The following is an 18854-nucleotide window of genomic DNA, read 5'->3' as shown; positions in this document are numbered from 1 at the left end:
TTTAGATAAGGAGCGATGCTATGCCAAAGATCTCCGAAGCTGAAAAGAACCGCCGCCACCGTATAAATGAGAGCGTGCTCGGCACGAACGCGATGGAGGGGCTGTATCCGGATGCAGAGACCCTGGCTTTATTGCAGAAGTACGAAGACGGCGAATTGACCGGAGAACAGCTTTCCTCTGCTTTGAATGAGCATGCGCTGTCTTTGGTTGAGGCCTCTCGTCTCGCTGGTGCTGCGTAAATTTTGCGCAGCACGGGGTTCGAGAACGATCCGCAATCGGAGCGGGGTAGTAATTGCCCCCGCAATCGCTTCGGCTATACGTCCTATTCAGAGCTGTATCGCGTCGAGGCAGCTTTCTGTATTCGACGTGGGCATGAATTGGAACAGCGTGTCATTGATGGCAAGTTTGACTCTGGGCATCTGCGCAAGATTCACTGGTTTCTCTTTCGCGATATCTTTCCATGGGCTGGGGAGTTTCGGGTCGTCATGATTGCTAAACCGGGCGGAGCGCCCTTTGCTCCACCCGTGAACATTGCTTCAGCCCTCGCGGAGGCACTCGAAAAACTCAAGCAGGAGAACTATCTGCGTGGCCTCGGTCGAAGTGCTTTTGCTCACCGTGCGGCGTACTATCTCGGCGAGATCAACGCGATCCATCCTTTCCGCGAGGGTAACGGACGTACGCAACGGGAATTTATCCGCCAACTTGCAGGCGTCGCTGGGCATCCTCTGTCGTGGGCTGGCTTTACGCAGGAGCAGATGGTAGCGGCGTCGATTTTGTCGCACACGCGCGGCGACAACGCCGAACTTGCTACCATCATCGAAACCTCAATGAAGCAGGCCGCAGAGCCTGACAGCAAGGATTAGCTTCATGCATCGTATCGTCGTTAAACTCGGCACCAATGTCATCATGCGTCCGGACGGCAAGGTGGCGCTCGGCTTGCTCTGCGGGCTGGTGGAGCAGATTGCGGCCCTGCGCGATCAGGGAATGGAAGTGCTGGTGGTCTCCTCCGGCGCTGTCGGCCTGGGCGTGGAGCGGCTGGGTCTGTCGGCTCGTCCGACGGTCGTGGCGCAGGTACAGGCCTGCGCCGCCATCGGCCAGTCGCGGCTCATGGCTCTCTATGGCGATGCCTTCGACCGTCTCAGTTGTCCCATCGCGCAGGTCCTGCTCACCGAAGACGACTTCCGCGATCCCGTGCGCCATGCCAATCTGCGCGCCACGCTCGATGCGCTGCTGACGCTGGGTGTGATTCCCATCGTCAACGAGAACGATACGGTCTCGACCGTAGAGCTCGATCGCCCCACCGAGTCCGCGCCGCGCGAGAGAATCTTCGGCGACAACGACAAGCTCTCCGCTCTGCTCATGAAACACATCAACGCCGACCTGCTCGTACTGCTGTCGGATGTCGACGGACTCTACGACCGCGACCCTTCAGACCCGGGCGCGAAGGTGCTACGTCTGGTAGGCAGCGTCGACGACCGTATCCTGGCGCTGGCGCACGGCAGCAACGGCCGGGGCCGCGGCGGCATGACCTCGAAGCTCGAATCGGCGCGTATCGCGCTGCGGGCAGGCAAACAGGTGGTGATCGCCAACGGACGCACGCCGCAGGTGCTGGAGCGCATCATCGATGGCGAAGCCCTGGGCACTCGCTTCTCTCCGGTGGGGCAAGAGGTCGCGGAATGAGCGAGGCTTCTGCGTTCTCTGTACGCGCGACAGCCGAGGCGGCAAAGCAGGCCTCGCGCACGCTTGCCCCGCTCGACGAGCCGCGTCGCAACGCCGCGCTTGAGGCGATGGCGCAGGCGCTTGAGGCCGCAGGCGCGGAGCTCTTCGCGGCCAACGCGGAAGACCTTAAGATCGCCGAGTCGATGAGCGGAGACGAGAAGCTCTCGCCCGCAACGCTCTCGCGGCTCAAACTCAATGAAGCCAAGTTACGCGAGATGGTCGAGCAGGTGCGCTCCGTCGCGGCGCTGCCCGATCCGCTGGGCCGCACGCTCGATGCGATTGAGCTCGACGACAGAAATCCCGGAGATGTGGCGGGTACACAGGGCCTGCATCTGCAAAAGCTGAGCGTCCCGCTCGGTGTACTGGCGGTGATCTTCGAAGCCCGTCCCGACGCTGTAACGCAGATCGCCGCGCTGGCGCTCAAGAGCGGCAACGCGGTCATCCTCAAGCCCGGCCGCGAGGTCGAGCGCACAGCCTCAGCCCTGGTACGCGTTTTGCGCGAGGCCATCGCCAAGCAAGGTTTGTCTGCCGATGCAATCTCGCTCGTGCTCGGGCGTGAGCGCGTCAACGAGCTGTTGGGCATGCACGGCCTTGTTGACATGGTGATCCCGCGCGGCAGCAAGGCGCTGGTGGAGTACGTGCAGGCCAACACGCGTATCCCCGTGCTGGGCCATGCGGAGGGTGTCTGCCATATCTATGTCGATCGCTGTGCCGATGAAGCGCTTGCGCTGCGCGTCATTGCCGATGCCAAGATCGACTATCCTGCGGCCTGCAACGCTGTTGAAACGGTTCTGGTACATCGCGATATCGCGAAGGACTTTCTGCCGAAGCTCGCGGCGCACCTGGGACAGCGTGGTGTTGCGCTGCATGGGGATGAGGCGACGCGCGAGCTGCTGGGAGCTGGTGCTCCAGTAGAGGACTGGCACACCGAGTACGGCGACCTGGCGCTCTCGATCGGCATCGTCGACTCGCTGGAACAGGCCATCGATCACATTCACGCGCACGGCTCGTCGCACACCGAGAGCATCCTTACCGAGGACGATGCCACGGCGGAGCGCTTTCTGCGCGAGGTCGATGCCGCGGGTGTCTTCCACAACGCGTCCACACGATTTGCAGACGGTTTCCGCTACGGTTTCGGGGCGGAGGTCGGCATCAGCACCAGCAAATTCCACGCGCGCGGTCCCGTCGGGCTCGATGGCTTGACGACGTACAAGTATGTTCTGCGTGGGCAGGGACACGTTGCCGGCGACTATCGTGGCGCGAATGCCCGGGCGTTTACGCATCGACGTTGAGAGGACCGGGTTGGTCTGAAGAGCTAACGGCAGCGAGTAGATGAACTGTTTTTTGCCGTTGCTTGTTTCTCGTCGTCATCCTGAAGCGTAGCTGAAGGACCCCCGCATTTGGTGCCACCTTTGCAGTCCGAGCCACCCCAGAATGCGGGGGTCCTTCGCCGTTGGCTCAGGATGACGGCGAAAAACAAGCAACGACAACGATGATGACAGCGTGCTTTTGAACCGACAGCTACACTAAATACCGATGTCCACCCGCATTCTCATCCTCGGAACAGGCCTCATTGGCGCGTCAGTTGGGCTGGCGCTCAAAGCTGCCGCGCCCGACAGTAAAATCCTCGGCTGGGACGCAGACCTCGCCGAACTCGCAAAGGCGCTCGAAGTCGGAGCTATCGACGAGGCCCTCCCAGCCCGCGAAGCCGTGCTCGCTCCGGACGCAGCCGATATCTATCTGCTGGCGACGCCGGTTCTGCCTATCCTCGACTGGATGCAGAGGCTCGCGCCTGTGTCGAACGAGCGGCAGCTTGTCACGGACGTCGGCAGCACCAAGCTTGAGATCGTGGAGCTCGCGGCAAAGCTCTACAACCAGCCGGGCAAAGCGCGCTTCCTGCCTGGGCATCCGATGGCGGGCAAGGAGTCCGGTGGCGCCGCGCTGGCCGATGCCGAACTCTTTCGCGGCGCAACCTGGCTCTTCACGCCTGTCGATCAAAACGAGTGCGCACTGGAAGCGCACTGGCGCGCACTGGTAGCAGGCATGGGCGCGCAGACTCAGGATCTTGGGGCCGAGCGCCATGACGAAGTCTGTGCCTGGGTCTCGCATCTTCCGCAGATGCTCTCGACCGCGCTGGCCGGGCTGCTGCAGGACACCTTCAGCGCCGATCCCGACGGCCTCGCTGCCGTGCAGGCCATTGGTGGCCGAGCTCTGCGCGAGACCACGCGCCTCGGCTCAAGCCCTTACAGTATGTGGCGCGATATCGCACTCACGAACACCGAGCCGATCGCGCAGACGTTGCACGCCTTGGAGCAGCGCCTCGCGCACCTGCGAGAGAACCTGCGCACGCCGGAATTGCGCGAAGAGTTCGCCACGGCGAACCGCTTCCGGGCTACGAAGAAGTCCTAGGTTATTCACCGAGCGACCCCTCTGGGTGCCCCATTCTTGACAAGGCTTTATGTCATGAGTGGGGTGGCGAGGAGATGGGGTATGCCTCAGGCCTGGCCTCGTGGCCGCCCATTCATGCGCAGAGAACGCGCATGAATGGGGCACCCGGCACTTGCTCAACACAAGACTTATTCACTCACCTCTGAGTCAATCCGTTCTTTCTCTGGCTAAACTGGATGCCATGAGCGATGACCTTCATCAGCCCACCGAACGCGCAGCGTTGAAATCCAGATACGCCCTTGTGCTGCTGCTGTCCCTGTCGGCGCTCTTCACCCTGACAGGGTGCAAGGGCAAGGCCACCGGTACGGCGACCCTCAGCCGCGAGTCGAAGAACTGGACGATGCACGTCAATACCTGCCAATCCGGCCAACGCCAGCAATACTTTGGTGTGGGATTCTTTGACGAAGCGCAGCCGCAGACAGGCGGCCGCATCGCGCTGCCGGAGGACGGCGAACCGCACGTGGTGTTGAATGTGCCCGGCACGGACTTTGCCGTCCGCTACAACAAGAGCGACTGTAAGGTGTGGGACGTCGATGTTCAGCGCACCAATTCCAGCTACAACGACATCTGGGCGATGGAAGGCCACGCGCGCTTCGACTGTGAGACGAGCGAACCCGAGTCGCACGCCACAGGCGATCTCAAGTTCGATTCCTGTCATTGAAGCGGTGTTGCCGATCTCATGCCGTGTTGCTAAGCAACAACATAGCCGCAGCTGTTCGAACCTGAATGTCAGAACAATGCTGTTGCATCCAATCCTTTCGCCCATCCCCGCATCTGTATCCTCAGAGGCAGTTGAAGAAACCCCATGACCGTTCCTTTCTGGATCACCAAGCTGCGGCAGTTAGAGCGTCTCGTTCGCGAGAGTCACGCGCAACCGATGCAGGGCCAGCCGCAGAGGCCTGTCGAGCCCGCAGCCGGGGAGACGGTGATCACCTTCATCGGCCACTCGTCGTTTCTGCTTCAGATCGCGGGCTCCGCGATCCTCATCGACCCGGTCTTTGCGACTCGTCTTATCCTCCTGCGCCGCCAGCGGCATCCCGGCGTTCAAGTGCGAGACCTTCCACGCATCGATGCGGTGTTGCTTACCCACGCGCATATGGATCATCTCAATCGCCCGTCGCTGCGGGCGGTTACGCGCGAGATGCGCCGTCGCAAGCTGCCTGCGCCGATGGCGATTGTCCCCAACGGTGTCGAAGACCTGGTTCGCGACCTCGGGTTTGCTCGTGTCGAGGAGCTGGGGTGGTGGCAGTCTGCCGAGTTGAACTCCCTGCGCATTACGGCGACGCCCGCGAAGCACTGGGGCGCGCGTTTGTTCAACGATACTCATCGCGGCTTTGGCGGCTACTGCATCGAGGCTCCGGAGTCGCCGCGCCTCTATCACTCGGGCGATACAGCCTTCTTCGGCGGGTTCACCGAGATCGGCCAGCGGCTGCGTCCCGACATCGCCCTGCTTCCCATCGGCGCCTATTATCCGGACAGCTATCGCGCCGTCCACACCAGCCCCGAAGAGGCCCTGCGAGCCTTCCTCGACCTCGGCGCGCAGACGATGGTGCCGATGCACTACAACACCTTTCGCCTCGGTCGCGAGCCGATGGACGAGCCGCTCCCGCGTCTGCTCGCCGCTGCGGCAAAGGCGGGTGTGGGCGACCGCATCCACCCGCTCGCCGAAGGCGAGAGCTGGAAACTCCAAAAATAAATAACCGCACAACCTAACCGCGCCATCAACTGCCTGTCTAATGGCGCAGATGAAGAATATCGAGCAAGAGGCGATCCGGAGCATCCTTGCCGGCGATCGGGATGCGTACCGCGTCCTGATGGAGCGTCATCTGCCCGCCGTTCTTCGTGCCACCTTGCGCATCACCGGGAATACCGTCGATGCCGAAGAGGCCGCGCAGGAGGCTTTTCTGCGCGCTTACAACAAGCTGCCGGAGTTCCGCGAACAGGCGGCCTTCGGAACGTGGGTGTATCGCATCGCTATGAACTGTGCCCTCAATCTCGTGGAACGCCGCAGCCGCGATCTTGGCTGGAACGCCGTTGCTCTCGACGGCGAACCCCGAGCAGGAGACCTCGCCGTGTCGCACCAACCGACGCCCGAGGCTGCGCTGCTTGACCGCGAAGCCGTTTCGCAGCGCGAGCGTGCCATGCAGGCTCTCACGCCGATGGAGCGCACCGCGTTCGTTCTGCGGCACATGGAAGAGCAATCGCTCGATGTGATTGCAAAGGCTCTCGGGGTGCCTGTGAACTCCGCGAAACAGGCGGTGTTTCGTGCCGTGTCCAAGCTGCGCCGCGAGCTTGCGCCCGCGCGGTCTGTTCCGGCTGTTTCTATTCCTGCTATGTCCTTGGTAAAGGAGCGCCGATAATGCCCTTCGATCCAGAACGCGACGAGACGCAGTTGATCGCCTATCATCTCAACGAACTTTCGCCGCTGCGGGCGCGTGCCGTGCGCCGTGCCCTGGAGCGTGATCCCGAACTTGCGGCGGAGTCTGAAGCGATTGCAGCAACGTTGCGTGCTTTCAAAAGCCATGGCCCCCTGCCTGTTGTCGATGAGGACTTGCTCGAAAGAAGCTGGCAAAGTTTGCGGCCCTCGCTCGCGGTTTTGACTCCCGCGAAGCGCAGCCGCAGCCTGCGTTGGGCTTTTGCCGCGGGTGCGGGCTGCGCTGCGATGATCGCGATGGTCCTGGTGCTTTGGATGTCACGCTCTCCGGTGTCGCGGGTTCCAACTGCAGGAGTTACCGCGCCGGCGTCTTCGCCCTCTACGACTGCGTCGAACGCGGCCGTGCCCGAAGTCATTGCGGAGTTGCACCAGCATCATGCCGAGCCGCGACGCTATAACAACCGTCCCGGTCCGCTGACGACGGAGCCGGCCGATGCGATTGCCGGCGATTCCGGGATGGCCGCACACCTGGACTCAGCCGAGCGGTTGTTGACCGAGGTAAGCCACGAAGAGGGACCACTGCCCCTCGAGGCACGCTCCCAGGTTCATCATCTGCTGCTGCAGAACGCCGTCTATCAGCGAACGGCGCAGGAGCGCGGTGATTTTGCCGCGGCAAACGTGATGGACGATCTGGGCCGCGTGCTCATCTCTCTGGACGCCGAGCCCCAGGCGTCGGCGCGTGATGCGGACGCTGTCCGTCTGCAAGTGAAGATGGGCAGTGTTCTGTTTGACCTTCGAATTCTTCACCACAACGAGCGCGCTGCCGATTAGCTCTTTTTGAAAGGACCTTATGATGACCCGTAAATTCTTCACCTTCGCCCTTGCCGCAATGCTGCCTATCGCCGCGCATGCTGCTCCCTCGTATGCACAGACTTCTGACGCCGCACCGGCTGTTTCATCTTCACCTTCACCGCGGCCTGTACAACGCGACCCGCTCTACAACGAGGGGATGAAGGCCATGGATGAGGGCCGCTGGGCCGATGCGGCTGCGGCCTTCGATAAAGTGGCCGCGAAGAATCCGGATGGCTCAGACTCCTCTCTCTACTGGAAGGCCTACAGCCTGGACAAGCTGGGCAAGCATAACGAAGCCAGCGCGACCTGCGACCAATTGCGGGTGTCGCAGCCGAAGAGTTCATGGAACAGAGAATGCATGCGGTTGCGCGTACAGCTCACCATCGATACGGAGATGCTTAAGTCCCATACCCTGGAGCGTTCAGGGCGCGAGGCGGAGCGTTCACGGGTCGATGCGCAACTGGCCGCTATCACCAGCGCGGATACGTATCCGGCAATGATCACCCTCCAGGGGGTGGAGCCGTTCGATGTGGAGGACCTGGGAAAGCCGCGACAGCCGATCGATCCCAATGACGATATCAAGCTGCTTGCGCTGAACTCACTGATGCGGCAGGAGCCGGAGAAGGCGCTGCCGACGCTCCGCACGTTCCTCTTCTCCGACAAACCGATCGAGCTGCGGCGTCGTGCTCTCTTCGTGCTGGGCCAGAGCAAAGCGCCGGGGGCCCAGGAGTTATTGACGGAGATTGCTACGAAGAACACGGACCTGGCTTTGCAGCGTGCCGCCGTGCAGACGCTCGCTACGATGCATGGCAAGGAGGCTGGGCCGGAGCTCGTGAGCATCTATCGGGGTTCAACCGACCGCAGCGTAAAACAGGCGGCGCTGAGCGGGTTGTTCATCGCCAGGGACGCTCCGGGGCTGGTCGATCTCGCGCGCGGGGAGAAGGACCTCGAGATGAAGCGGCAGATCGTGTCGCAGCTCGCCCTGATGCATGATCCTGCTGCGACGGCCTATATGGAAGAGCTATTGAAGTAGGAAGATCGAGGAGAACTGCGATGCGAGTGTCGATAGAGAAGAGATAGCGCTTTCTAGAGGGGTGAGCTTTTAGTTCGCTGAAAATGAGGAGAAATGGCGCGAAGCGCGTTCCCTGACGCTTTAGCGTCAGGGAGACGGAGGGAGCCGTAGCCTTTAGGCTACGGAAATAGAGGCTTAGCAAGATGCGGCCTTTAGGCCCGGGCCTTCTTTCGGCTGCGGGCAAACGGCCCGGGGCTAAAGCCCGATTCTCGCCTGCCCTTGATTCCGTAGCCTAAAGGCTACGGCTCCCTCCGCCCCGCGACACTGAAGCGTCACGGTTTGCGCTTCGCGCTATTCCTCCTCATTCTTCATCATTCAATGAATGAATGACTCTCGGCACCAGTTGCATCTGCGGATGTCCGGCTGTTTCGATTTCAGGAGATCCGTCAGCACGACCGTTATGATTTGCATGGAACGAAAAAACTCTCCGACATCTTTCTGGAGCATGTTCAATGCAGATTGCAGGCCTGTCCCTACAACGCGCACGCGGAGCTGGTGCCGCGATGCTTCTTACGCTTTTCACCGCTGCAGCGTTGAGCGCCCCTCCGCGTGTCTATCCCACCGGGGTCACGATCTACGACCCGTCTCGCGCGTACAACAGCTTTGTCGGCTTCAGTGGTCCCGACGGCATCATGCACCTGATCGACATGGACGGCAACGAGGTTCACCGTTGGCCTCATCCGGGCAATCCCGGAGAGGTGATCGACCCGAAGTTGATCGGCGGCCAGCGGGGACACGTGCTGTTGCAACTGTCGGATCTTCAGGACAGCCGTGGCGGCATCTTCACCAACAAGACGGTGGGTGAGCTCGATTGGGGCGGCAAGACCGTCTGGGAGTGGGGCTCGCAGGCTCCCGGCGGAGCCGCGCGGCAGAACCATGACTGGGCGCGTCTGGCCAACGGCAACACCTTGTTGCTGGTCGCTGTGCCGCGTGCGGTGCCAGGGCTGGGCCCGAAAGAGATTGGCGACCAGGCGATCTACGAGGTCACTCCTGAGGGCAAGGTCGTGTGGAGCTGGACTGCGGGAGATCATCTCAAGGAGTTCGGCTGGACGCCGGAGGGCATGAACTATCTGCGCGAGCGTATCGCGCGCAATCCGCCTGAACCCTATGGGTATCTCGAGATCAACGACATGCAGGTGCTGGGGTCCAATCGCTGGTTCGACGCGGGAGATAAGCGCTTCGATCCCGAGAACATCATGATCGATACCCGCAAGGGGAACGTCGTTCTCATCATCGAGAAGAAGACCGGCAAGGTGGTCTGGCGGCTGGGGCCAGAGTTTCCGGGCAGCGAGTACTCTCCCGATCAGCGCATCATGAAGAAGGATCTGCCGCGCCCCGTGGACCAGATCTCCGGCCAGCACAACGCGTACCTCATCGCGAAAGGGCTGCCTGGCGCGGGCAATCTTCTATTGTTCGACGACGAAGGTGGCGCTGGCTTTCCTCCGGCTGCGCTGGGCATCTATGCGGGCTCGCGTATTTTGGAGATCGATCCGGTCAAGAATCAGATCGTCTGGCAGTACACCGGAGCGAACTCCGGGCGGCCGGTCTGGAGCTTCTTCAGTTCTTTTGTCAGCAGCGCAAGCCGGCTGCCGAACGGCAATACGCTTATCGACGAGGGGATGTACGGGAGGCTGTTCCAGGTCACTCCCGAGGGCGATATCGTTTGGGAGTACGTGATGCCCTATGTGGGCCGCTCGACGGTGGACGGCAGGCCATTTGCGAACAGCCTGACCTATCGGGCGCAGGCCGTGCCGTATGACTGGGTGCCGGAAGGCACGCCGCATGCGGAGAAGGCGGTGAAGGAGTTGGATGTTACGACGTTCCGGGTGCCGTGAGAAGCGCTGCAATCTGTCTGGCACTTGAATAGTCTTTACTCCGAGTATCGGTTCAAGAAGGAGCGCTTATGACACAACTGGATCGCATTACTCAGCAGCCGGAAGTTATGAGCGGCAAGGCGTGCATTCGGGGAATGCGTGTCACTGTTGGGATGATCGTTGGGCAGATTGGCGCAGGTTATAGCGTTGAGGATGTTCTCGTGAACTATCCCTATCTTGAACGTGAGGATGTATTGCAGGCCCTGCGCTACGCGGCGCGACTTTCGGGAGGGCGTGAGAGCCTGCTTGGATGGCCAGTTCGCTATAGCGCGAAGCGCAAACCGTGACGCTTTAGCGTCGCGGGGCGGAGGGAGCCGTAGCCTTTAGGCTACGGAATAAGGGTCAGGCGAGAATCGGGCTTTAGCCCCGGGCCTTTTTGTCCGCAGCCGAAAGAAGGCCCGGGCCTAAAGGCCAATTCTTGCTAGGCCTCCAAATTCAGGGGCCTAAAGGCCCCTGCTCCCTCCGACTCCCTGACGTTGAAGCGTCAGGGAACGCGCTTCGCGCGATAGGGCCACATTGATTCTTCAACGAACTAAAGACTCACCACGCGAGATCTACCTTCGCCCTCGCGCATTCGGCGCCGGGGGCGGATAATGTGCCTTGCGCTTGGCGGGCACCACTGGACCGGGGCCTTCCAAAGGAATCTGCCGGTGCATCGCGACGGCCTCGGCCATGGCGAACTTCAACGCTGGAAGACCTTCGCCGCTGACGGCGGAGATCGTATACAGCGGCAGCTTCTTGCGCTTGGCCATGGCGGTCAGCTTCTTCAGCTTGTCCGGGTTAGCGACGTCGGCTTTGTTCGCGACCAGGATCGTCGGCTTGGCAGCCAGCGCGGGGTCAAACGATTTGAGCTCGGCGGTGATGACGTTGTAGTCCTCTACCGGATCGGGCCTGCCGCTGGCGTCCGAGACATCAATCAGATGGACGAGCACGCTGGTGCGCTCGATGTGCTTGAGAAACTGCACGCCGAGTCCGGCACCGAGATGTGCCCCTTCGATCAGTCCCGGCATATCCGCGACCGTGAACGACTGCTCGTACGGCGCATCGCCGACCTGCACGACGCCGAGGTTCGGTTCGAGCGTCGTAAAGGCGTAGTTGGCGATCTTGGGCTTGGCGGCTGAGAGGCGCGAGATCAGCGTCGACTTGCCAACGTTGGGATAGCCGACGAGACCGGCATCGGCCAGTAGGCGAAGCTCCAGCCTGTAGTTGCGTGCCTCGCCGGGACGGCCGAGTTCATGCTCCCGGGGCGCCTGATGGGTAGAGGTCGCAAAGTGCTGGTTGCCGCGACCGCCGCGGCCACCGCGGGCGATGACGATCTCTTCGTTGGGGTGGGCGAAGTCGTGGACGAGTTCGCCGGTGTCGTCGTCGTAGAGCAGGGTGCCGACGGGGACTTTAAGGACGTTGTGCTCGCCAGCGTAGCCGGACATATTGGAGCCGAGGCCGTGACCGCCCCGCTCGGACTTGTGCTCCGGGTTGAAGCGGAAGTGGACCAGGGTGTTGTGGCTGAGCGACGAGGTCATCAGGATGTCGCCACCATGGCCTCCGTCGCCGCCCGAAGGGCCGCCACGCGGAACAAACTTTTCGCGCCGGAAGGCCATGCAGCCGTTGCCGCCATCGCCTGCTTTAATCCGGATTCGTGCTTCATCAATGAACATTTATTAACAGTGTATCGGACTGGGTATAAGGGCTCTTTTGCGACAGGTAGGGGCAGCGCAGAGAAGCAGTTGCTTTTGTTCTTGCTTTTGCTTTTCTGGTTGTCATTCCGAGCGTAGCGAGCGAATCTGCTGTCTCCCGTTTTTTGCTAGTGTCGCCACAGACGTTGTCCGTCAGTTCAAACCACGCCTCGGTTCCGGTCCACGTATTTTCTGGGTGGTACGAACGAAGAACGGGAGACAGCAGATTCGCTCACTACGCTCGGAATGACAACCAGAAAAGCAAAGACAAGAGCAAAGGCTCCCCATGCGCAGAGGTAAGTTGTTGATGCGAAGCGAGTTGTGTCCCCAGTTTCAGGCTTTAAGCCCGAAATCGTCACCGCAATTTTATTGCGGGTAGCTCTGAGGCGGCTGGTAGACTACCTTTACACAAACATTTGGACAATTCTGCTATGGAAAATCCGACCTCGTTGCGTTCGTAACGCATGGCGGAGAATCTCGATGCAGAGATCCATTTAAGAACCACATTTGCGGGGCCAACCGGCTTACAGAACACCGAAGCAAGGCTGATCCGGCGACCGCATAACCTTTCGAGGAGGGCTCATGATCTGCACAAAATTCAATCGCCGACTGGCGCTATTCTGCGCTGCGGCGGCACTTGCCACTGGCGGTGCTTACGCTCAGTCGACAACCCAGGGTGCTATTTCCGGTACAGTGTTCGATTCAACCGACGCCGCGATTCCCAGCGCGACCATCCTGATTCACAACGACGCCAACGGATCCGACCTGACGGTCAAGAGCAACGAGAGCGGCATCTTCCGCGCCCCGCAGCTGGCTCCCGGCACCTACACCGTTACGATCACCGCTCCGAACTTTGCGCCTGAGAAAGAGAACGGCGTCATCGTTGAGGTGAACGAAGTCACGTCAGTCAATCCCCATCTGACCACCGGCCAGACGACCCAGGCGGTTGAAGTTACAGCGGATGTCCCAGTCCTCAAGTTCGATTCCGCCGAGTTTGGTGGTCACCTCGACAACAAAGAGATCGAAGCGATTCCGGTTAATAACCGCCGCTGGTCGACCCTTGCACTGACTACGCCAGGCGTTGTGAACGATTCGAACGGCTTCGGACTGCTCAGTTTCCGTGCGATTCCGTCCGTGCTCAATAACGTCGAGATCGATGGCGCCGACGACAACCAGGCGTTCTTCTCGGAAGAGCGCGGCCGTACCCGCGCCGGTTACTCCACCTCGCAGGGTGCTGTTCGCGAGTTCCAGGTCAACACCGGTGTCTATTCGGCTGAGTTCGGCCGCGCCGTGGGTGGCGTGGTGAACTCGGTGACGAAGAGCGGTGGCAACCAGCTGCACGGCGAGCTCTACTTCTATAACCGCAACTCGAGCCGCTCGTCCTTCCAGCCCGGCGCGTCCAACACGGTATTCAACTCGGCAACCAACCAGTACGTCACCTCGCCTTACCGTCCCAAGGACAACCGCAATCAATATGGCTTCGCCGTCGGCGGTCCGCTCAAGAAGGACAAGCTCTTCTGGTTCTATGCCTTCGACGCCTATCGCCGTAACTTCCCCGGCACCGCCAAGGCCAACAACCCCGGCAGCTTCTTTGTCTCGCCGGATGCAGCTCTGAGCACGGGATACACCTGCAGCACGGCGACCGGAGCGATCACCGCTCCTGCCAATGCCGCTGCTGCAAGCGCGACGGACAGCGCAGCCTGCCTGCTGGCTGCACGTCTTGGTTACAGCTCCTACGCAGCGGGCGCAACGGCTTACAGCACGCAGCTTCAGGCCCTGCTTACGGACCTTGGCACTGTGCCGCGCTTTGGTAATCAGCTCATCAACACGCCTAAGCTGGACTGGCAGGTCAACGACAAGGAACACCTCAGCGTTCTCTACCATCGCCTGCGCTGGGACTCGCCCGGCGGCGTGCAGACGCAGGGAACCAACAATTACGCGATCGACAGCTTTGGCACGGACTTCGTCAAGCTGGACTACACGCTGGTCAAGCTCGATTCGCTCATCACGCAGAACTTCACCAACGAAGTTCGCTACCAGTATGGTCGCGAGTTGAACGACGAAGGCCTGCAGAATCCCAGCGCCTATACCAAGGCGAACCTGATCAACAGCACCGGCCTGGCTCCGGAGGTTGCTCTGAATACGGGCATCGGTTTCTTCCTGGGCGAGCCCTACTACTCCTTCCGCGTTTCCTATCCTGACGAGCGCAAGTGGCAGGTTGGCGATACGGCTACCTATGTCTGGGGCAAGCACTCTATCCGTTTTGGAGAGGACATCATCCATAACTACGATCTGCAGAACAACGTCTATGAAGGCAATGGCTACATTACCTATGGTTCTACAGTCAATTATTTCTCGGACCTGATTTCGAAGGGAGAGAGCTGCGATGCTTCCGGTAGCGGTGTTGGATCGGCTAAAAGCGGTTTCTATCCTTGCTACTCGAGCTATGCTGCAGGCTTCGGTCCGTCAACCTTCGACCTGGCCACGCTCGACTATGGCTTCTTCGCTCAGGATGACTGGAAGCTGACCCCTCGTTTGACGTTGAACCTCGGCGTCCGCTATGACTACGAGGCCATCCCCAGCCCCTATGCGAACCTGAGCGGTACAGCCGCCGGCACGCTGCCCATCACGACTTCGCATCCGAGCGACAAGAACAACTTCAGCCCTCGCCTTGGTTTTGCCTATGATCCGTTCGGTCTCGGCAAGACGGTGGTTCGTGGTGGCTTCGGCATGTACTACGGTCGTATTCCCAATGCGGTCATTCTGAACGCGTATCTGAATACGGGCTCTGCACTCTCCCAGTCGACGCCGAGCTATTCTTCGACAACGGCCAATGCTCCTACTCTGCAGACGCCTCCTACGGGCCCTGCTCCAGGAACAGCCAGCGCGTACTACCTGGACAAGCATCTGCAAAATCCCTACACGGAGCAGTTCGATCTTTCCGTGCAGCAGAACCTGGGTAACTCCAACGTAATTTCTGTCAGCTACCTGGGTACGCTCGGACGCGAGCTCCCGAACTACTTGAACTTCAACCTCGACCGGACCAAGACGTACACGATCAACTACAACGTCGTTCCCGGAACGAATGGCACTTGCGGTCCGGTGAGCTGCGGTTCTTACGCGGTCACAGCCTATGCCGGTAAACAGCAGACTGGTACCAAGTCCAGCACTTATAACAACATTCTGATCAATCCGAACTTTGGCAATGTCACCGACGTTGTCAGCAATATCAACTCCAGCTACAACGCACTTTCGCTCGATCTAACAAACCGCACGTTCAAGTGGATTACGTTCGATGCGAACTACACCTGGTCGCACGCTCTGGACTTCAGTGCAAGCGGCTTTACGGCGGCGAGCACGGAGAACTGGCTCGATCCCTATGCCAATCCGCGTGAGAACTATGGCAATTCCGCTCTGAATGTGCGTCACCGTGTTGTGGGTTGGGCAGTGTTGAATGCCCCCGGCATCCATGGCGACAGCGCCCTCAGGTATCTCGCGAACGGTTGGTCGATCAAGCCGCTCGTTCAGATGCAGAGTGGATTGCCATACTCCGCAGTTACAACCGGTACGACTCCTAACCAATGCTATGGAGTCAACTGCTATGAGGCTGCTGGAAGCGGCATCGTAGGAACGTCAGCGGCGTCCTCCTACCTGCCGTTCCTGGGACGTGACACCTTCCAGCTTCCGCGTACGATCGTCGTCGATCTGCGGGCGCAGAAGGAGTTCACTTTCGCTGAGCACTACAATCTGCAGTTGATCGGCGAGGCATTCAACCTGGCCAATCACCAGAACGTTACTGGCGTAGGCACTACAGGCTATGCCATCTCGACCGTACAGGGACAGACCGCGGCAACGACCGTCAACAACCTGACCTATCAACCGTCGTTCGCCGCGGTCTCCAGCGTGAACTCGAACTACGCTTACAGTCCGCGTTTGATTCAGCTGGCGCTTCGCCTCCAGTTCTAACGGTAGTAACTGCTCCTCTCAAGGGCGATGGCTTCGGCCATCGCCCCTTTTTTGTCTATGCGAAGATCTTCGACAGAATGCCCAGCAGCTTTGTGGGTGGCAGTCCATCGGAGTAGGTCTTCAGTACGAGCGAGCGCAGTAGCGGCGTTCGCATCACGCGAAACCCACGTTCCGGTTGCGCATAAAACGACTGTGCCGCGCGACGCGAAAAGGCCAGGGTCTTCTGCAAGGGTTGCAGGCGTCGCGCATACTCTTCGGTGAGGTCTGTAGTGTCGCAGGCGAGGATCGCCTCAGCTGCAGCCTGTCCGCTTACGATCGCCGAATAAATGCCTTCTCCGGTCAGCGGATCGACGAGGCCGGCGGCATCCCCTGCCAGCAGCACGCGCCCACGCGGCACATAGGCCTGTCCGCCCATGCCAAGAGATTGCCCCGTGATATTCGGGAGGGTTGTGATGCCGAGTTTTGCGTTTGTGTACTCGGCCAGTAAGGCGCGTGTCACGCTCTTCAGGCAGGCATCTCCCGTGGGGGTTGGCGCGAAGACTCCGACACCAATGTTGACATGGTCGCCCTTGGGAAACAGCCAGCCATAGCCGCCGGGTAGAGGAGCAAAATCGAAGACGAGATCCTGCGGTGTATCGCCGCCGGGAAGAGCTATGGGCAGCATCGCGTAAGGGACGGTGGCCTCCAACGCAAACCCGCGCGCATACCATTGCGGCTCAGCGGGTAGTGCCGCAGCCCTTACCTCTTTGCTGGTGCGCAGCCCCTCGGCGAGCCGTCGTGACTGTCCATTGGAGCCGTCGGCGCCAATCACCACGGGAGCTTCCACTGTCTCGATGCCGGCTGCGGTCGCTATGTCGATCTCTATCCGATCTGTCTCCTCGCGCAGCGCAACGATGCCTTCAACCTTGCGCAGCTCCGCTCCGGCAGCGAGTGTCTGCTGCAGGCAGAATTCGTCGAAGCGTTCGCGCACGGCCATGGCGCAGATGGGATCGCGGGTTCGCACCAGGACGCGCCGCGCGGTGCGGGATGCGATGTGTCGCAGCACAATCTCGTGGCACACGCGTTCGACGACCGGCTCGACGGAGTAGCGCAGAGCCTTCAGCGTCTTGCGTGTGAGTCCGCAGGCGCAGGCTTTATGGCGTGGAAACGTGCGCTTGTCGAGCATCAGGACGCGCTTGCCTGCGCGGGCAAGGTCATAAGCCGCAGAGCATCCCGCTGGGCCTGCGCCGAGGATCAGGACATCGTAAGAGAGCATGATTTGTGTTCAGTTTAGAGCCTGTTGAGCCAAACTGAACACAAATCATGCGGTTTGAGGAGGGCGCTATGTGGGAGCGGTCAGAAGTTGTTTCATTCAATTGCGCGAAGCGCGTTTCGTGACGCTTCAGCGTCACGGAGACGGAGGGAGCCGTAGCCTTTAGGCTACGGAATAAGGGCCAGGCAAGAATTGGGCTTTAGGGAGTGTCTGACGAATCGGAGATAGTGGCTTTTGTTTTTGTCTTTGCTTCTGAGATAGGTCCGGGCTTCAGCCCGGACATTCAAGACAGGCGATAAAGGGGCTTCAGCCCCTGGGATAGGCTCTCCTCTCGGCAAGCAAAAATGCCAAGGGGGAGGAAGGCTTGTCCCAGGGGCTGAAGCCCCCTTCGTATTGGTCCCGTAATACCCGGGCTAAAGCCCGGGCCTATCTCAGAGACAACAGCAAAAGCGTACTTGTCGATTCGTCAGACACTACCCAGCCCCGTTCGATCTCTTCCTCGAAGCTGACCTGCGACACCACCTCAAACAATTATGCCGTCAATTCAAGATGCATCTCTTCCGCAAGCAGTTGGTAAGACCGCAGCCGCGCCTCATGCGAGTGCGTGATGGTGTTCACGATCAACTCCTTCAAATGCAGCTCTTCCGCCAGCGAGCGCAGTCTTGCGGCGACTTGTTCCGGGGTGCCGACGACGTAGCGCGGCCATTCTCCCTCTTCCGGGGCATCGAGGGTTCCGGCTGTAAACGACAGCAGCGGATTGGGCGCTGTAGGAACGGCGCCCAACTCACGCAGTGCGTCCTCGGGGCTGGCGACGGGACGGCGGTCGTCCATGCGAATGCGGCGTTGCAGCAGGCGTACCGAAGCATGGAGATACTTCGCCTCCTCCTCGGTAGGCGCGCAGATCACGCCGATGGCCAGTGTGGCTTCAGGCTTCGTGCGGCTGGAAGAGGCCTGGAAGTTACGCTGGTAATGCTCGATGGCCTGGCGCGTCGCGATCGGGGAAAAGAAGTGGGCGAAGGCGTAGGGCAAGCCCTCTTGCGCGGCTGTCACCGCCGACCACATCGACGAGCCCAGCAACCAGATGTCAGGCGCGCCGGGTGCATCGGGAGCGACACGGATGTTGCGGAAGGGATGATCGTCCGGAAAGCGCTCGGGGTGCAGAAAGGCTTGCAGCTCGGCCAGCTGCTTGGGGAAGTCGTCCGTCTGGGCTCCCTGCCGGTTGCGCCGCAGCGCGTAGGCTTCGAGCTGTCCGCCGCCCGGTGCGCGCCCGATGCCGAGATCGATGCGTTCGGGAAACATCGCATGCAGGGTGCGGAAGACTTCGGCTACTTTCAGGGGCGAGTAGTGCGGGAGCATGATTCCGCCGGACCCAACGCGAATCCGCTTCGTCGCCCCGGCAGCCCGCGCGATCAGGATCTCCGGCGCAGTGCAGGCGAGCAGATCCATTGCATGGTGCTCGGAGTACCACAGCCTCGTATAGCCGAGCCGGTCGACATGCTGCGCGAGGTCGAGCGAGTTGGCCAGCGCCTGGGCAGGCGTCGAGCCTGCAAGGACAGGAGATTGGTCGAGCACTGAGAGGCGAAGGGTGTCGCTCATATCCATTGGATGAGCGAACACAGGCTCT

Annotated in this window: 16 protein-coding genes; 13 read left to right on the top strand and 3 right to left on the bottom strand. The window is 60.5% G+C overall.

The annotated features are described in order from the left end of the window. The first annotated feature begins 20 nt into the window (after positions 1-20). The 12 genes from HDF15_RS17930 to HDF15_RS17875 all read left to right on the top strand — a co-directional run bounded on the left by HDF15_RS17930 (position 21) and on the right by HDF15_RS17875 (position 10626). Entirely contained in the window at positions 21-239 is a 219-nt protein-coding gene (locus HDF15_RS17930) for an antitoxin VbhA family protein (protein WP_184257986.1), read from the top strand. Positions 240-242: 3 nt separating this feature from the next. Then, positions 243-863, top strand: a complete 621-nt coding sequence (locus HDF15_RS17925; protein ID WP_184257984.1) for a Fic family protein — start codon at positions 243-245, stop codon at positions 861-863. A gap of 4 nt (positions 864-867) precedes the next feature. Further along, positions 868-1680 (top strand): glutamate 5-kinase, encoded by an 813-nt coding sequence (gene proB / locus HDF15_RS17920; RefSeq protein ID WP_184257982.1) that lies wholly within the window; start codon positions 868-870, stop codon positions 1678-1680. After that, positions 1677-3011, top strand: a complete 1335-nt coding sequence (locus tag HDF15_RS17915; protein ID WP_184257980.1) for a glutamate-5-semialdehyde dehydrogenase — start codon at positions 1677-1679, stop codon at positions 3009-3011. Before proB ends, HDF15_RS17915 begins: the two co-directional genes overlap by 4 nt. A gap of 244 nt (positions 3012-3255) precedes the next feature. After that, a complete protein-coding gene (locus HDF15_RS17910; protein ID WP_184257978.1) occupies positions 3256-4128 on the top strand; it encodes a prephenate dehydrogenase/arogenate dehydrogenase family protein in 873 nt (290 codons plus the stop codon). A 220-nt stretch (positions 4129-4348) separates the two neighbouring features. Then, complete coding sequence (locus HDF15_RS17905) at positions 4349-4828, top strand: hypothetical protein (protein ID WP_184257976.1); 480 nt, start codon at positions 4349-4351, stop codon at positions 4826-4828. Between the two features lie 144 nt (positions 4829-4972). Next, entirely contained in the window at positions 4973-5863 is an 891-nt protein-coding gene (locus HDF15_RS17900; protein ID WP_184257974.1) for an MBL fold metallo-hydrolase, read from the top strand. Positions 5864-5912: 49 nt separating this feature from the next. Next, the gene (locus HDF15_RS17895; protein WP_184257972.1) at positions 5913-6527 is read left to right on the top strand and encodes an RNA polymerase sigma factor; all 615 of its coding nucleotides are present in this window, start codon (positions 5913-5915) and stop codon (positions 6525-6527) included. Further along, on the top strand, positions 6527-7372 hold the full coding sequence (locus tag HDF15_RS17890) for a hypothetical protein (protein ID WP_184257970.1): 846 nt from the start codon (positions 6527-6529) through the stop codon (positions 7370-7372). The genes HDF15_RS17895 and HDF15_RS17890 overlap by 1 nt, the downstream gene beginning before the upstream one ends. 19 nt (positions 7373-7391) lie before the next feature. Continuing rightward, complete coding sequence (locus HDF15_RS17885; RefSeq protein WP_184257969.1) at positions 7392-8426, top strand: HEAT repeat domain-containing protein; 1035 nt, start codon at positions 7392-7394, stop codon at positions 8424-8426. A 491-nt stretch (positions 8427-8917) separates the two neighbouring features. Beyond that, a complete protein-coding gene (locus HDF15_RS17880; protein WP_221314494.1) occupies positions 8918-10300 on the top strand; it encodes an aryl-sulfate sulfotransferase in 1383 nt (460 codons plus the stop codon). A gap of 68 nt (positions 10301-10368) precedes the next feature. After that, entirely contained in the window at positions 10369-10626 is a 258-nt protein-coding gene (locus tag HDF15_RS17875; RefSeq protein WP_184257967.1) for a DUF433 domain-containing protein, read from the top strand. A 267-nt stretch (positions 10627-10893) separates the two neighbouring features. Here the strand turns inward: HDF15_RS17875 and obgE are convergent, their stop codons facing one another. Further along, positions 10894-11994 (bottom strand): GTPase ObgE, encoded by a 1101-nt coding sequence (gene obgE, locus HDF15_RS17870; RefSeq protein WP_184257965.1) that lies wholly within the window; start codon positions 11992-11994, stop codon positions 10894-10896. 600 nt (positions 11995-12594) lie between these two features. On the opposite strand from obgE, the gene HDF15_RS17865 reads away from it, so the two are divergent. After that, positions 12595-15978: a TonB-dependent receptor gene (locus HDF15_RS17865; protein ID WP_184257963.1), complete on the top strand. Its 3384-nt coding sequence runs from the start codon at positions 12595-12597 to the stop codon at positions 15976-15978. Between the two features lie 55 nt (positions 15979-16033). On the opposite strand, the gene HDF15_RS17860 is transcribed toward HDF15_RS17865, so the two are convergent. Both HDF15_RS17860 and HDF15_RS17855 read right to left on the bottom strand, forming a co-directional pair. Then, the gene (locus tag HDF15_RS17860; RefSeq protein ID WP_184257961.1) at positions 16034-17233 is read right to left on the bottom strand and encodes a geranylgeranyl reductase family protein; all 1200 of its coding nucleotides are present in this window, start codon (positions 17231-17233) and stop codon (positions 16034-16036) included. A 528-nt stretch (positions 17234-17761) separates the two neighbouring features. Beyond that, positions 17762-18826 carry an LLM class flavin-dependent oxidoreductase gene (locus HDF15_RS17855; RefSeq protein ID WP_184257959.1) on the bottom strand — a complete coding sequence of 355 codons (1065 nt, stop codon included), beginning with the start codon at positions 18824-18826 and terminating at the stop codon, positions 17762-17764. Positions 18827-18854: the final 28 nt, after the last annotated feature.

The organism is Granulicella mallensis, from assembly GCF_014203225.1.
Classification (GTDB): Bacteria; Acidobacteriota; Terriglobia; order Terriglobales; family Acidobacteriaceae; genus Granulicella; species Granulicella mallensis_A.
This window is presented reverse-complemented; position numbering and strand designations above follow the sequence as displayed.

What these genes read in the sequence shown, in the direction of transcription:
- HDF15_RS17865 (WP_184257963.1), top strand. Translation starts at nt 12,595, where the DNA reads ATGATCTGCACAAAATTCAATCGCCGACTGGCGCTATTCTGCGCTGCG.
- HDF15_RS17900 (WP_184257974.1), top strand. Translation starts at nt 4,973, where the DNA reads ATGACCGTTCCTTTCTGGATCACCAAGCTGCGGCAGTTAGAGCGTCTC.
- HDF15_RS17905 (WP_184257976.1), top strand. Translation starts at nt 4,349, where the DNA reads ATGAGCGATGACCTTCATCAGCCCACCGAACGCGCAGCGTTGAAATCC.
- HDF15_RS17895 (WP_184257972.1), top strand. Translation starts at nt 5,913, where the DNA reads ATGAAGAATATCGAGCAAGAGGCGATCCGGAGCATCCTTGCCGGCGAT.
- HDF15_RS17910 (WP_184257978.1), top strand. Translation starts at nt 3,256, where the DNA reads ATGTCCACCCGCATTCTCATCCTCGGAACAGGCCTCATTGGCGCGTCA.
- HDF15_RS17880 (WP_221314494.1), top strand. Translation starts at nt 8,918, where the DNA reads ATGCAGATTGCAGGCCTGTCCCTACAACGCGCACGCGGAGCTGGTGCC.
- HDF15_RS17855 (WP_184257959.1), bottom strand. Translation starts at nt 18,826, where the DNA reads ATGAGCGACACCCTTCGCCTCTCAGTGCTCGACCAATCTCCTGTCCTT.
- obgE (WP_184257965.1), bottom strand. Translation starts at nt 11,994, where the DNA reads ATGTTCATTGATGAAGCACGAATCCGGATTAAAGCAGGCGATGGCGGC.
- HDF15_RS17915 (WP_184257980.1), top strand. Translation starts at nt 1,677, where the DNA reads ATGAGCGAGGCTTCTGCGTTCTCTGTACGCGCGACAGCCGAGGCGGCA.
- proB (WP_184257982.1), top strand. Translation starts at nt 868, where the DNA reads ATGCATCGTATCGTCGTTAAACTCGGCACCAATGTCATCATGCGTCCG.
- HDF15_RS17885 (WP_184257969.1), top strand. Translation starts at nt 7,392, where the DNA reads ATGATGACCCGTAAATTCTTCACCTTCGCCCTTGCCGCAATGCTGCCT.
- HDF15_RS17875 (WP_184257967.1), top strand. Translation starts at nt 10,369, where the DNA reads ATGACACAACTGGATCGCATTACTCAGCAGCCGGAAGTTATGAGCGGC.
- HDF15_RS17930 (WP_184257986.1), top strand. Translation starts at nt 21, where the DNA reads ATGCCAAAGATCTCCGAAGCTGAAAAGAACCGCCGCCACCGTATAAAT.
- HDF15_RS17890 (WP_184257970.1), top strand. Translation starts at nt 6,527, where the DNA reads ATGCCCTTCGATCCAGAACGCGACGAGACGCAGTTGATCGCCTATCAT.
- HDF15_RS17860 (WP_184257961.1), bottom strand. Translation starts at nt 17,233, where the DNA reads ATGCTCTCTTACGATGTCCTGATCCTCGGCGCAGGCCCAGCGGGATGC.